We start from the raw sequence: 12,777 nt of genomic DNA on the forward strand, positions 1-12,777 counted from the left end.
CCTCCGGTCGAGGTGACAGCGATCCTATCCATAGACAAACCTGCCTACATGTGACCGGCATCACATTGATGCATGTGATCGGCCGGTAAGGTGTGGAAAATCATCATCCCCTTTCGGAGGGTGCCGCCGATGATCAGCATCCGCACGTCCCGAACCCGGATCGTCAGCCTCGCCGCCGCCGCCCTGCTCGTCGCCGGCGTCGTCACCGCACCGGCCAGCAGCGCCCAGGAGATCCCCCGGGCACAGGCCGCGCCGGCCGCCGTGGACAGCGCCGTCCCCGGTGTCGACGAGATCTCCAGCAGCCCCAACCTGCGGCAGGTCGCCAACCTGCCGAAGCAGGCGCCGTTCGACACCTCGACGTCGTTCGGCACCGACATCGCGTTCCAGGGCCGGTACGCCTTCGTCGGCAACTACGACGGCTTCGTCATCTACGACGTCTCCCGGCCGAGCGCCCCGACAATCGTGTCCCAGGTGCTCTGCCCCGGCTCCCAGAACGACGTCTCCGTCCACGGTGACCTGCTGTTCCTGTCCACCGACTCGTCCCGCAGCGACGACTCCTGCAGCAGCGTCGCCCAGCCCGCCTCGGAGGCCGCGTCGTGGGAGGGCATCAAGATCTTCGACATCGGCGACAAGCGCAACCCGCGCTACGTCAAGTCGGTGGAGACCGCCTGCGGCTCGCACACCCACACGCTGGTGCCGGGCAAGGACCGCGGGACCGTCTACCTGTACGTGTCGTCGTACAGCCCGCGGGCCGAGTTCCCCGACTGTCAGCCGCCGCACGACTCGATCTCGATCGTGAAGGTGCCGCTGCGGTCGCCGACCGACGCCGCCGTGGTGGCCACCCCGAACCTGTTCCCCGACGGCGGCTACCCGGGCATCCCGGGTGAGAAGTCGGCCACCACCGGCTGCCACGACATCACCGCGTACCCGGCGAAGGACATCGCGGCCGGCGCCTGCATGGGCGACGGCATCCTGCTCGACATCGCCGACCGCGAGGCGCCCCGGGTGATCGAGCGGGTCCGGGACACCGAGAACTTCGCCTTCTGGCACTCGGCGACCTTCAACAACTCCGGCACCAAGGTCGTCTTCACCGACGAGCTGGGCGGCGGCGGCGCCGCGACCTGCAACGAGGCCACCGGGCCGAACCGCGGCGCGGACGCCATCTACGACATCACCGGGCGCGGCGACGACCGGCGGCTCGCGTTCCGCAGCTACTACAAGATCCCCCGGGCGAACGCCGACACCGAGAACTGCGTGGCGCACAACGGCTCGCTCGTGCCGGTGCCCGGCCGCGACATCATGGTCCAGGCCTGGTACCAGGGCGGCATCTCGGTCTGGGACTTCACCAACTCCCGCCAGCCCAAGGAGATCGCCTTCTGGGAGCGGGGTCCGCTGGACGCCGCCCAGCTCCGCACCGGCGGCTCCTGGTCGGCCTACTGGTACAACGGCCACATCTACTCCAGCGACATCCAGAAGGGCCTGGACGTGCTGGAGCTGCGCGACCCGCGTACGTGGGTGGCGCAGCTGATCCGGGTGCCCGAGCTGAACGTGCAGACCCAGATTGGCTACCTGGGCCGGTGACGCGGCGGCCGGGTCCGGCCCCCGTCGGGGGTCGGGCCCGGCTCAGCTCATCGGCAGCCGGTAGCCGCGCTCGCCGCCGCCCGCGGTGACCAGCCGCACCTCGCCGCTGCGCAGCCCGTACGTCACCGACCAGCGGGTGTGCGGCTGCCGCACGGCGTCGAGCAGGCGCAACGCGGCCGGGGCGTCGACCGCGCCGCCGGCCCGGTCCAGCGCCTCGGCCAGCACCCCGTACCGGTGGTCGGTGCGCAGGTCCCGGTCGGCCACCCCGATGGCCGGCACGTTGGTCAGCGCCTGCCAGGCGCCCCGGCCCTTCTCGGCCCGCATCCGGCCGTCCACGAACTCGATCACGGCGGACGCCCCGGCGGCGTCGGCGATCAGGTAGTGCAGCGGGGGGCCGCCGTCGAAGTCCAGGTTGTAGCGCCCGAACACGGCGATCGCCTCGTCCACCGTGGCGGCGGAGTCCAGCACCAGGCGCAGGATGCGTACCGAACCGACGGTGGGCCGGCCGGGAATCGGCTCCGCGGTCGCGCCGTCGTCGGCGGCCAGCCCGACGGCCAGGCCCCGCTCGTTCATCCCGTCGAAGGGCAGCAGCGGCGCGTTCAGCAGCCGGCGGTCGCCGGCCGGGTCGGCCGTGACCCCCAGGTAGGAGATGTCCACCAGGGAGATCGAGGCGTACGCGTCCGGCGGGTCGGTGCGCAGCACCAGCGCGGGGTTCGCGTCCCAGTCGAAGTTGCGGGCGAACAGCGGCCGGATCCGGTCGCCGCCGGCGGCGAAGAGGGAGCAGCCGAACGGGGTCGCCTGCGGGGTGCCCGCGATGCCGGCGGTCGGGTCGTAGTCACCGTCATAGGTCATCTCGTAGAGCGGCAGGTCGTCGACCCGGCGCAGGCTGGCCAGGGTGCGCTCGATCTGGCCGGCGTCCTGCCGGGAGGCGGACGGCGTGCCGGCCCCGGCCGGAGCCGTGGGCCGGCGGCTCCCGGCACAGGCGGTGGTCACGAGGAGCAGGGCGAGCCCGGTGGCGAGCAGGGTCCTCCGCATGCCCGCGACGCTAGAAGAGGCGACGACGGTTGTCCATGGGGGACGTTCAGCGGCCGGGGATCCGGGCGAGCTGGGCCTCGATCGCCTCCGCCGTGAGGGCGGGCCGGCCCCCGGCGTGCCCGACGGTCGCGCCGGCCGCCGCGACCGCGCAGCGGGCCAGCCGGGGGTACGGGTCGTCGCGGAGCAGGCCGGCCGTGACGGCGGCGACGAAGGCGTCCCCGGCGCCTGTGCTGTCCACCGTGGGTGTCTCGCTCAGCGGCACGAACAGCTCCCCGTCCGGCCAGACGAAGGCGTTGCCCTCCCCCGCCACCTCGACGGCGACCAGCGCCGGCCCGCGGGCGGCCAGCTCCCGTCCGGCGGCCAGCCCCGCCTCGGCGTCCTTCGGCGCGTCGCCGCCGAGCAGCAGGCCGGCCTCCCGCGCGTCGGCCCGCAGCACGTCGGCCCGGGACAGCAGCTCGGCCGCGCCGTCCGGGTCGTCCGACGCGCCGTCGAGTACCACGAGCCGGCCGGCGTCGCGGGCGTGCCGGGCCGCCGCGAGCGCCGCCGGCAGCGGCTGCTGGAGCTGGACCACCACGGCCCGGGCGGCCCGCAGCATCCCGGCCGCGCCGGTCACGTCCGCCTCGCTGAGCAGGGTCGCCTCGGGGATGTCCTCCAGGTAGCGCCAGCGCGCCCGGTCGTCGACCACGTCCACGATCAGCGCGCTCGGCGTGTCCGGCCGGCGCAGCACCGGGGCCACGTCGATGCCGTCGCTGCGGGCCTGGCCCAGGAGCCGGTCGCCGACCTCGTCCTCGCCCACCACGCCGAGCAGCCCGACCCGGACGCCGAGCTGGGCCAGCCCGACGGCCTGGTTGGCGCCCTTGCCGCCGAGCAGTTCCCGCCGGCACCGCACCGGGACCGTCCCGGACGGGCCGGGCACCTCGTCCACCCGCAGCACGAGGTCCCGGGCCACCTGCCCCACCACGATCGCGTCCAGTCCGGTCATGCCCGGCTGATACCCCGGCCGCCGCCGGTCACGCCCGGGTCAGCCGCGGACCACCGCGAACATCCAGCAGCCGTAGACCACGTTGCGGCTGTGCAGGCGGTCCACCGCAGGGTCGGCCAGCAGCTCGGCGACGACCGCCTCCGGGTCCTCTCCGTCGTGCCGCCGGCCGCCGACGATCCGCCCGCGCCGGTCGTACGCCCGCAGCACCTGGGGCCGCCCCCGCCAGTCGGCCGGGTACGCCGTCACGTCCGCCGGGCCTGGGCAGTCGACCGCGTGCGCGAAGATCGGCCCCACCTCCCGGTACGGGCCGGGCGGCAGCGGCGGGGCGTACCCGAACAGGAGCAGCGGCTCGCCCGCCGTGGCGTCGCGCAGGCAGCAGCGCAGCGGCTCGCCGCCCTCGGCGCAGCGCCGCTCGGGTGGCTGGCCGGAGGCGTCCCGGCCGGTGCGGCGCACGTCGGCCAGCAGCTCGGCGGGCACGGGTTGGATCACGTACCTGGTGCGCGTCGTCGTCATGCCGTCCAGCCTGGCCCGGGACGCGGCCGGTGGCTGGCGGCGATCGGACCTCGCGGGGGCCGTCAGGGCGACCACCCGGTTCAGCCGACCGCGCTCGTCCCTGACCCGGTGTCAGAGTCGAGCGGCGGGGTCACGGGCGGGACGCGACGCGCCGCACGACGCGCGGGCCGACCAGCCGCCGGACCACCGGCACGGCGTTCCACTTCGCCGCGCCCACCAGGTCCCGGGCGTGCTCCAGCACCGTGTAGTCCGGGCGGGCCAGCCCGTCGGCGATGGCCCGGTCCAGGTCGTTGCCGCACCTGGTGAGCACGCTGTCGAAGTCCCGGCGGACGGGTTCGAGCAGCTGGTAGCCGAAGGAGCGGTGCAGCCGGGCGAAGAGCGGCTTGTAGAGCCGGGCCCGTTCGTGCAGCCCCGACGAGTACGACATCGGGTTCTTCGGCCGCCGCCGGATGTAGTCCGGCAGCACGTCGGCGAAGGCCCGCCGGACGATCCACTTCTCCTGCCCGTCGCGCAGCTTGAGATCCAGCGGCAGCCGCATGGCCAGCTCCACCACGCTGAGATCGAGGAAGGGCACCCGGGCCTCCACGCCGTGCCCCATGCTGGCCCGGTCGACCCGCTGCAACTCGGTGCGGCACAGGTTGCGGATCTTGTGGAGGAACAGGCGGCGGGACCGCTCCGGGCCGACCTGGTGGTACATCGGATAGCCGCCGAACAACTCGTCCGAGCCGTCGCCGGTGAGCACCACCTTCACGCCCAGCTCCCGCAGCCGCCGGAAGATCGGCACCGAGACCACGGCGTTGATGATGTCCCCGTACTCGGTCAGCTCGGAGATCCGGATCGCCTCGCGCACGTCGGCCAGCCGGATGTCGCGGGGGCGCAGCTCGATCACCTCGTGCGGCACGCCCAGGTCGGTGGCGAGCCGCCGGGCGTACGCCACGTCGGGGCTGTCCGGCACGCCGACGGTGACCGCCACGCAGTCCGGGTGCAGCCGCGTGGCGTGCAGCAGGGCCAGTGAGCTGTCCAGGCCGCCGGAGAGCACCACGCCGACGGTGAGGTCGGTGTCCAGCCGTACCCGCATGCTGTCGGTGAGCGCGACCCGGACGAGCAGGGCGGCCTCGTCCGGGTCGTCGATCACCGGCAGGCCGGCGCCCAGGGTGAGCAGATCCACGTACGGGCGCAACCGGACCGGCCCGTCGGGTTCGGCCCAGCCGTGGTGCCCGGGCGGCACCTCGCTGATCGGCGCGCCGTGCCCGACCAGCGCCTTCACCTCGGAGGCGAGGTGCAGGCAGCCCGGGCCGCGGCACCAGTAGAGCGGCTTCACCCCGAGCGGGTCCCGGGCCAGGTAGGCCCGGCCGGTGGCCCGCTCCACCACGGCGAAGGCGTACTCGCCACGCAGCCGGCGCACCGCTTCCTCGCCCCACTGCCGGAAGGCGGCGAGCACCACCTCGGTGTCGCCGGTGGTGCGGAACCCGTGCCCGAGCCGCGTCAGCTCCGCGCGCAGCTCGTGGTGGTTGAAGACCTCGCCGTTGTAGCAGAGGACGTGCCGCTCGTCGGGCGAGACCCAGGGCTGCACCGCCCGCTCGCGGTCCACCACCCGCAGCCGCCGTACGCCGGCGAGCAGGCCGTCCTCCTGCCGGGTCTCGGTGACCTCGCCGCGCGGAGCGAGGACGGCCAGCATCCGCCGGAAGACGGCCGGGTCGGCCTCGGGACCGATGCTCAACGCGATCCCGCACATCCGTTCAGATCCCCATCTCGGCCTCGTAGGCCCGCCGGAACCTGCGGCGGGCCGTGGGCGCGAGGCAGAGGTGCCAGACCTGGCCCTCGTCGACCACGTTGATCTCGCCGGCCTCCTGCCGGGCCAGCAGCAGCTCGGCCAGGACGTCCCGGGCGCCGAACCGGCCGTACCACTCCAGCTCCACGTCGGCCGCCCAGCCGAGACAGTGCCCGCTGGGCACCATGGCGGCGTAGCCGAGCCGGCGCAGCCGGTACTGGTGCTCGGCGCTGCGCGCGAGGCTGGTCACCCAGAGCGGCGGCGTGCCCGGCCGGGCCGTTGCGGCGAACTCCCGGCCCAGGTCGTTGAGCAGCGCGATCACCTCCCGCCGCGCCCGGCGGAACCGCAACCCGGCGGTATGTGGGGTCGCGTCGGGGCGCAGCCGCCGCCGGACCGCCCGCAGCCCGCGGCCGAGGACGGTGCCGGCCTGCTCCTGGTAGCGGAAGGCGAGCAGGCCGCGGCGACGCAGCCACTCCAGGTCGACGAGGTCGGTGCTGGTGTCGACCTGCCCGTCGGTGAGGAAGGTGCCGCTGTCCCGCCACCACATCACGTCGACCCGGGAGAGCAGGTAGATCCGTACCAGGGCGGTGAGGTCGTGCGCCGAGCTGCGGGCGTTGGGCTGGTGGCGGGCCATCTCCAGCAGCAGGGTCTCCCGGGCGCCGACGAACCCCTGCGGGGTGGCGTCGAGGACGGCCGCGATGGCCGGCTCGCGCAGCCGCTGGTCGAGCAGCACCTGGCGGGCCGTGGTCGACGGCGCGTCCGCGAGGGCGCCCACCTCGATCAGCAGCTCCGCCACGGCGGCCCGGTACGCGGCCAGGTCCGGCTCGCCGGACGCGGTGCGGGGGCCGGCGGCCGGGGGCCGCCGGCGGGCGGGGGCGGCGGACGCGATGGCGGGCCCGGGCTGATGGCCGGGGCTTCGGCTGGGCACTCGCATGGTCGCCCCCTCTGGGCAGGACACGGCGTAGTCGAACCTGGACCCACCGTAATCACCAAGAGCGGCAGCTCCCCGAACAATCCTCCTATCTCCCCCCTAAGGTGCCCTATCCCGCCGCGAGGTCCTGCACCCAGGCGTAATCGGGTGCGGCCGGCAGGCCGGCATCCCGGCCGTCGAGGACCGCGTCGGCCAGGTGCAGCGCCGCGCCGAGGGCCGTGCGGAACAGCAGCGAGCCGGTGCTGACCCGGGCCACCCCGAGGCGGCCCAGCTCGGCCAGGTCAGGGCCGCCCGGCCGGTGCAGCACGTTCAGCGGCAGCCCGGCCTCGGCCGCGAGCAACCCGACGGTGTCGTCCGGCGCGCCCGGTGCGAACAGCCCGTCCGCGCCCGCCGCCCGGTACGCCGCCGCCCGCTCCAGCGCCACCGGCAGCGGGTCGGGCACGCCCAGCCACCAGGCGTCGGTGCGCGCGTTGACGAACAGCCCCGGCACGGCCGTCCGCACCGCGTCGATCCTGGCGGCGGCGAGGTCCACCGGCGCGAGGCTGCCGTCCGGCCGGCCGTCCTCCAGGTTCACCCCCACCACGCCGAGCGCGGCCAGCTCGCCGACGTACCCGGCCACCGCCGCCGGGTCGGCGCCGAAGCCGTCCTCGATGTCGACGGTGAGCAGCACCGGCAGGTCCCGCAGGCGGCGGGCCAGGTCGAGCGTCTCGTCCCGGGTGGCGCCCGTCCCGTCCGGCCGGCCGGCGGCCGCGGCCACCCCGAGGCTCGTGGTGCCGACGGCCGGGTGTCCCCGGGCGGCGAGCGCCGCGGCGGAGGCGTGGTCCCAGGCGTTGGGCAGCAGCAGGGGCCGGCCGGGGACGTGCAGGGCACGGAAGGCGGCGGCGCGGTCGGTCATCGGAGCATCACCTCGAGGCTGGTCGGGACACGCAGGGTGGGATGTGGCTCGTAGCTCACGGGCTCGGCGCCGGGAGCGGCGGGTCCGTTCGGCACAGCCGCCGCGTCCGGGACGGCGGGTGCGGTCGAGGTGTCCGGCACTGGGGGCCGGCACCGGTCGCGCAGTACGTCGACCACACCGGCGGCGAGGGCGAGGGCGTGCCGCTCGCCCGGGCAGCCGCGGGGCCCGGCGCCGAAGGTCAGCGAACCGCCGGGCCGGCCGGGGCGGAGCCGGTCCGGCTCCGGATGGACGGCCGGGTCCCGGTTGGCCGCGTCGAAGCGGAGCAGCAGCACGGCGTCCGGGCCGATCTCCCGGCCGCCCAGGCGGCGCGCGCCGGTCGCGACCCGGCGGGTGGCGCGCACCGGGGGGTCCAGGCGCAGCACCTCGGCCAGCAGGTCGGCGGTGCCGAGCGCGGCCGGCGCGGCCAGGCCGTGCCGGACGGCGGCGCCGATCAGCCCGGCGGTGGCGTCGGCGGCCTGCACCAGCAGCCCGATCCGGTTCGCCGCGGCCTCGGGCGGGGCCGGCGGCGACATGGCCAGCAGCGCGCCCACCGCCCGGTCGGCGCGGGACACCGCCGCCGGGTCGGCGCCCGGGTGGTAGGCGGCCGCCACCGCGGTCACCGCCGGCACGGCCGCCGCCGGGTCGGCCAGGCCGAGCCGAGCCGCCAGCACCTCCAGGGGTACGCGCCGTGCCAGCCGGCCCATCACCTCCACCCGTCCCGGCGCCGGCCCGACCGGGTCGACGCCTCGACCGCGCTCCCCCGCGGGGGCGCCGCGATCCCCGTCGGTCCGTTCGGCGGTGAGCCGGTCCAGCGTCTCGTCGGTCAGCCGGGTGGCCGCGGCGCGCAGCTCGTCCGGGTCCAGGTCGCGGAGCGCGGCCACGCCGAGCGCGCGCCGGCCGGGATGCCGGTCCGGGGCACTGAACCGGCTGACCGTCCCGCGCAGCCAGGCCAGGGAGCCGGGCGGCCCGGCGGGCGCGACCGGGACCACGTACCCGGGATCAGTCAGCACGGCGACGACGTCGGCGTGCCGGGTGACCACCCAGCCGTCGGCGACGGGATGCGGCGGCCCGCAGGCCGGCGTGCCGGGGGCGGGCGGGATCATCGGCCAGCTCATCGCCCGACGGTAGGGCCGCCTTGCTTCGGCCCCGGCCGAACGGTCGGGCCGTCGCGGGCTCGGGCCCCCGCGCGATCGGCCTGCCGGCATCTCCTATGGGACGCCGCCGCACACCGCCGGCGGATAGCCTGACGGCGTGCGTACGGTCGAACTGCTCTGCTCGCCGGAGCTGGAGGAGGCGGTACGAGCGGCCTGGGACCGGCTCGCCGCCGCCGGCCTGCCCAGCCTGGCCCGTCACCCGCACCCGACGAACCGGCCGCACCTGACCCTCGCCTCGGTCGACGAGTTCCCGCCCGGCGCCGAGCAGCGCCTCGCCGACCTCTGCGACGCGGCGCTGCCGCTGCCGGCCCGGCTGGACCGGGTGGCGGTCCTCGACGGCAGCGCGCCCCTGGTCTGGCTGGTCCGCCCCACGCCGCAGCTCGTCGCCCTGCACGGCGCGGTCTGGGACGTCCTCGCCGGGGCGCCCGGGCCGCAACCCTGGCACCTGCCCGGGCGCTGGGTGCCGCACCTGAGCCTGGCGCTGCGCTTCCGCGACGCCGACCGCCGCCGGGCCCGGGCGGTCGCCGGCCCGGACCGGCCGGGCGGGGAGTTCATGGCAGCGCGCAGCTACGACAGCGACACCCGGACGGTCAGCGAGCTGGCCCCGGCCTGCCCGCACCCCGGCGCCTGACCGGGACCGCCCGGCACCGGGCGACGCCGGCCGACCGGGACCGCCCGCTGGTTCGGACGGTCCCGGTCACCCAGGTCAGCGGTGGAACCGCAGGTAGTCGAACTCCGCAGTCACCGCCGGGGTGGCGCCGCCGTGCGCGACGAGACCGATCCGGGGCGTCGTGTCCGCCGGGAAGGTCCACACCGCGCCCCATGTCCAGTGCGTGCCGTCCCGGCTGGAGGCGGCCCGGAACTCGTGCTCGCCGGTGACCCGGTCGACGTGGTGCGCCAGCCGCAGCCAGGTCGTGGTGGCCGGGGTGCCGACGATGCTGCCGCCGTAGACGGGCTGGCCGGCGAAGGGCAGCTCGTAGCCGTACTCGACCTGGCGGGTGTTCCAGATGGCCACCTGGGCGAGCCGGGCGAACCGGTCGTCGTCCACGTACGCCACCAGGCCCGCCTGCTGGTAGTTGCGGACGACGTCCTCACCCAGATCGAGGGTCACCTTCGTCTCCGCGACGTAGTCGCCCGTGGGCGCGTCGCGCAGCAGGACCCCGGCGGTGTTGCCGGTGCCCACCAGGTCACTCGACTCGACCGGCCAGCGCAGCGCCCCGCCGGTCACCGTGGCGGCCGCGTTGGGCCGGATCCACTGCCAGGCCGGGTCGAGCCCGTCGGTGAACTCGTCGGAGTACCCGGAGAGCAGCGGGCCGACGCGGGGCGGGGCGACGGTGTGCCGGACCGGGCGGTACAGCGCGGTCGCGCTGACGTTGTCGAACTCCGCGGGACCGCCGTCGGCGCGCAGCGCGAGCGGCCCGGCCGCCGGCCGCGTGAGCCTCAGGGCCACCACGGCGAGCTGGTCGCCGAGGCGGGCCGGGCTCAGCTCGGCGACGAGCCGGCGGTCGCGGACCTCCACGGCCAGGTTGTGCCGGCCGGCGAGGTCGAGCCCTGCGGGCAGCGGCACGGAAGCCGTCGCGCCGCCACCTGCCCGGGCGGTCAGCCGGCCGCCGCCGACTGTGACCTGCACCGTGCCGAGCCGCAGCCCGGCCGTGTCCGCGCCGGTCAGCCGCAGGTCGGCCTCGGCCCGTACGTCGCCGCCGATTCCGGCCCGGGCGGTCAGCGTGCCGGTGCCGGCCAGCACGCCGCCGGTCACCTGCCAGTGGCCGGTGCCGCCCCGCCAGCCGTCGAGGTCGGCGGTGTCGAAGCGGGCGTCGACGCGGCCGGTGGTGACCGGCGCGGGCCGGGCGTCCTCGGAGGGACCGGCGCCGGCGTTGACGGTCGGCCACCCGTCCACCCAGTCGAGGCGGTCCAGCAGCATCGGCCGCTCGTTGATCCCGAACGGCTCGTCCAGGTACGGGTCGGCGCGGTCGATGGCGTGGTAGGCGATCCAGTCCTGCCCCGACAGGTCGGTGACCACCGCGTTGTGCCCGGTCCCGATCCACCGGTTGCCGTTCTGGGTGAGCACCGGCGTGCCGCCGGCCCGCGAGACGTCGAGCGGCTGGCCGTCCCGGTCGACGAACGGCCCGCGCGGGTCACGCGCCCGGCCGACCTGCACCGAGTAGCCGGTGGCCGGGCCGGCGCAGCAGTTCGCCGTGGAGGCGAACAGCCAGTACCAGCCGTCGTGGCGCAGCACGTAGCCGCCCTCGAACTTGTTGTCGATGGCCACCAGGCTCGGGGTGCCGACCGCGCGCAGCCCGTCGGCGGAGAGCTCGGTGACCGAGATGCCGCCGTAGTAGCTGCCGAAGTAGAGGTAGGACCGGCCGTCGGAATCGGTGAACTGGCTCGGGTCGATGGTCCACAGGTAGCCGCCGCCCCCGCCGGGTCGCGGGGCGACCACGGGTGTGTCGGCGAACGTCCACGGTCCGGCCGGGGTGGGCGCGGTGGCCGCCCCGATCGCGGTGTCGAAGGTGTCGCCGGAGACGGTGGTGTCGGTGACGGTCACGTACATCACCCAGCGGTCGGCGACCCGGCGCACGTCGGGCGCCCAGAACGCGGCGCCGGGTGCGGCGAAGGACGGCCGCTGGCCGGGTGCGAAGGCGTCGCCCACGTACGTCCAGTCGACCAGGTCGGCCGAGCGGGCGATGGGCACCCGGTGCGCCTGGCGTTCGCCCTCGCGCAGCGGGTCGGAGGTGCCGAAGGCGTACCAGAGGCCGTCGTCGCCGCGGACGACGGCGGGGTCGGCGAAGGTGTCGGCGAAGCCGGCCGAGACCGGGTTCCGGTAGCGGTCGGCGCCGGCGGCCGGTGCGGCAGCCGCGGCCGTTGTCGTCGTCAGGAGCAGAGCGAGTGCGGCGGCGAGCACGCCGCCGCGGTGGAGGTGTCCCATCAGACCTGCCTTGGAGGTAGACGGAGGTCACTGCGGTGACCCCGTTTCTACAACGTTGGAGACAACGATGTAAAGGGCGGCGCGCACGCGTCGGTGGGGACCGAACAATTCCCGTGCCAGCATTGCCGCATGACCACCCGCACCGACGGACACGCACTCGCCGGGCTCGCCGCGCTGCTCGCCGACCCGACCCGGGCCGGCTTCTGCCTCGCCCTGCTCGACGGGCGGGCCTGGACGGCCGGCGAGCTGGCCCGGGCCGCCGGGGTCGCGCCGTCCACCGCGAGCGACCACCTCACCCGCCTGGTCCGGGGCGGGCTGCTGGCCGAGGAGCGGCAGGGCCGGCACCGGTACGTGCGCCTCGCCGACCCGTCGGTGGCCCAGCTCGTCGAGGACCTGGCCGGGCGGGCGCCCGCCCCGGCGGCCCCGCCCCGCACGTTGCGCGCCGCCTCCGCCCAGGCGTCCCTCGCGTACGCCCGCACCTGCTACGACCACCTGGCCGGCCGGCTGGGCGTGCTGCTGCACGACACCCTGCTGGCCCGGGGCGTGCTCGACCGCGCCGGCGGCCTGGCGGTCACGCCGGCCGGGATCACCTGGCTGGCGGACCTCGGTGTGCCCGTCGAACCGCTGCGCGCCGCCCGGCGGCCCCTGGTCCGGGACTGCCTGGACTGGACCGAGCGCCGTCCCCACCTGGCCGGCGCGCTGGGCGCCGCGCTCTGTCGGCGCTTCCTCGACCTCGGCTGGACCGTCCGGGGCACCGGCCGGGCGGTCCGCCTCACCCCGGCCGGCCGGCCCGCCCTGGCCGCCGCCCTCGCGCTCGACCCGGCCGCCCTCGCCCCACCCACCCGGGACGCCGGCCCCGCCCGCGCCTGACCCCTCGCCGCCCGGCGAGGGCCGCTCGGGCCGGCGTGTCGCCACCCCTCCGGGTTGTCGACGGGACCGCCGATGCCGTC

Annotated in this window: 11 protein-coding genes; 3 read left to right on the top strand and 8 right to left on the bottom strand. The window is 76.1% G+C overall.

Annotated elements, in window-relative coordinates; genetic code table 11:
* Positions 1-129 precede the first annotated feature (129 nt).
* A complete protein-coding gene (locus ABZW14_RS09890) occupies positions 130-1,581 on the top strand; it encodes a hypothetical protein (RefSeq protein ID WP_355342714.1) in 1,452 nt (483 codons plus the stop codon).
* A gap of 42 nt (positions 1,582-1,623) precedes the next feature.
* On the opposite strand, the gene ABZW14_RS09895 is transcribed toward ABZW14_RS09890, so the two are convergent.
* From ABZW14_RS09895 to ABZW14_RS09925, 7 genes are all read right to left on the bottom strand, one after another.
* Positions 1,624-2,616 (bottom strand): linear amide C-N hydrolase, encoded by a 993-nt coding sequence (locus tag ABZW14_RS09895; RefSeq protein WP_355342717.1) that lies wholly within the window; start codon positions 2,614-2,616, stop codon positions 1,624-1,626.
* Positions 2,617-2,662: 46 nt separating this feature from the next.
* Positions 2,663-3,598, bottom strand: coding sequence for a PfkB family carbohydrate kinase (locus tag ABZW14_RS09900; protein WP_355342719.1), 936 nt, complete (start codon positions 3,596-3,598; stop codon positions 2,663-2,665).
* Between the two features lie 39 nt (positions 3,599-3,637).
* Positions 3,638-4,111 carry a DUF1203 domain-containing protein gene (locus ABZW14_RS09905; RefSeq protein ID WP_355342722.1) on the bottom strand — a complete coding sequence of 158 codons (474 nt, stop codon included), beginning with the start codon at positions 4,109-4,111 and terminating at the stop codon, positions 3,638-3,640.
* 130 nt (positions 4,112-4,241) lie between these two features.
* Positions 4,242-5,846: an asparagine synthase-related protein gene (locus tag ABZW14_RS09910; protein ID WP_355342725.1), complete on the bottom strand. Its 1,605-nt coding sequence runs from the start codon at positions 5,844-5,846 to the stop codon at positions 4,242-4,244.
* A gap of 4 nt (positions 5,847-5,850) precedes the next feature.
* On the bottom strand, positions 5,851-6,816 hold the full coding sequence (locus ABZW14_RS09915; RefSeq protein ID WP_355342728.1) for a hypothetical protein: 966 nt from the start codon (positions 6,814-6,816) through the stop codon (positions 5,851-5,853).
* Between the two features lie 106 nt (positions 6,817-6,922).
* Complete coding sequence (locus tag ABZW14_RS09920; protein WP_355342731.1) at positions 6,923-7,708, bottom strand: isocitrate lyase/phosphoenolpyruvate mutase family protein; 786 nt, start codon at positions 7,706-7,708, stop codon at positions 6,923-6,925.
* Complete coding sequence (locus ABZW14_RS09925) at positions 7,705-8,862, bottom strand: cytochrome P450 (RefSeq protein ID WP_355342734.1); 1,158 nt, start codon at positions 8,860-8,862, stop codon at positions 7,705-7,707. The genes ABZW14_RS09920 and ABZW14_RS09925 overlap by 4 nt, the downstream gene beginning before the upstream one ends.
* Before the next feature lie 136 nt (positions 8,863-8,998).
* Between ABZW14_RS09925 and ABZW14_RS09930 the strand changes: the two genes are divergently transcribed.
* Complete coding sequence (locus tag ABZW14_RS09930) at positions 8,999-9,532, top strand: 2'-5' RNA ligase family protein (protein ID WP_355342737.1); 534 nt, start codon at positions 8,999-9,001, stop codon at positions 9,530-9,532.
* A gap of 75 nt (positions 9,533-9,607) precedes the next feature.
* Here the strand turns inward: ABZW14_RS09930 and ABZW14_RS09935 are convergent, their stop codons facing one another.
* Entirely contained in the window at positions 9,608-11,827 is a 2,220-nt protein-coding gene (locus ABZW14_RS09935; RefSeq protein ID WP_355342740.1) for a family 43 glycosylhydrolase, read from the bottom strand.
* Between the two features lie 129 nt (positions 11,828-11,956).
* Here ABZW14_RS09935 and ABZW14_RS09940 point away from each other — a divergent pair, with 129 nt between their 5' ends.
* A complete protein-coding gene (locus ABZW14_RS09940; RefSeq protein WP_355342743.1) occupies positions 11,957-12,697 on the top strand; it encodes a helix-turn-helix domain-containing protein in 741 nt (246 codons plus the stop codon).
* The last annotated feature ends 80 nt before the right edge of the window (positions 12,698-12,777 follow it).

The sequence above is a fragment of the Micromonospora sp. NPDC004551 genome (genome assembly GCF_040609975.1).
Taxonomy (GTDB): Bacteria; Actinomycetota; Actinomycetes; order Mycobacteriales; family Micromonosporaceae; genus Micromonospora.

What these genes read in the sequence shown, in the direction of transcription:
- ABZW14_RS09915 (WP_355342728.1), bottom strand. Translation starts at nt 6,816, where the DNA reads ATGCGAGTGCCCAGCCGAAGCCCCGGCCATCAGCCCGGGCCCGCCATC.
- ABZW14_RS09900 (WP_355342719.1), bottom strand. Translation starts at nt 3,598, where the DNA reads ATGACCGGACTGGACGCGATCGTGGTGGGGCAGGTGGCCCGGGACCTC.
- ABZW14_RS09895 (WP_355342717.1), bottom strand. Translation starts at nt 2,616, where the DNA reads ATGCGGAGGACCCTGCTCGCCACCGGGCTCGCCCTGCTCCTCGTGACC.
- ABZW14_RS09890 (WP_355342714.1), top strand. Translation starts at nt 130, where the DNA reads ATGATCAGCATCCGCACGTCCCGAACCCGGATCGTCAGCCTCGCCGCC.
- ABZW14_RS09905 (WP_355342722.1), bottom strand. Translation starts at nt 4,111, where the DNA reads ATGACGACGACGCGCACCAGGTACGTGATCCAACCCGTGCCCGCCGAG.
- ABZW14_RS09935 (WP_355342740.1), bottom strand. Translation starts at nt 11,827, where the DNA reads ATGGGACACCTCCACCGCGGCGGCGTGCTCGCCGCCGCACTCGCTCTG.
- ABZW14_RS09940 (WP_355342743.1), top strand. Translation starts at nt 11,957, where the DNA reads ATGACCACCCGCACCGACGGACACGCACTCGCCGGGCTCGCCGCGCTG.
- ABZW14_RS09920 (WP_355342731.1), bottom strand. Translation starts at nt 7,708, where the DNA reads ATGACCGACCGCGCCGCCGCCTTCCGTGCCCTGCACGTCCCCGGCCGG.
- ABZW14_RS09910 (WP_355342725.1), bottom strand. Translation starts at nt 5,846, where the DNA reads ATGTGCGGGATCGCGTTGAGCATCGGTCCCGAGGCCGACCCGGCCGTC.
- ABZW14_RS09925 (WP_355342734.1), bottom strand. Translation starts at nt 8,862, where the DNA reads ATGAGCTGGCCGATGATCCCGCCCGCCCCCGGCACGCCGGCCTGCGGG.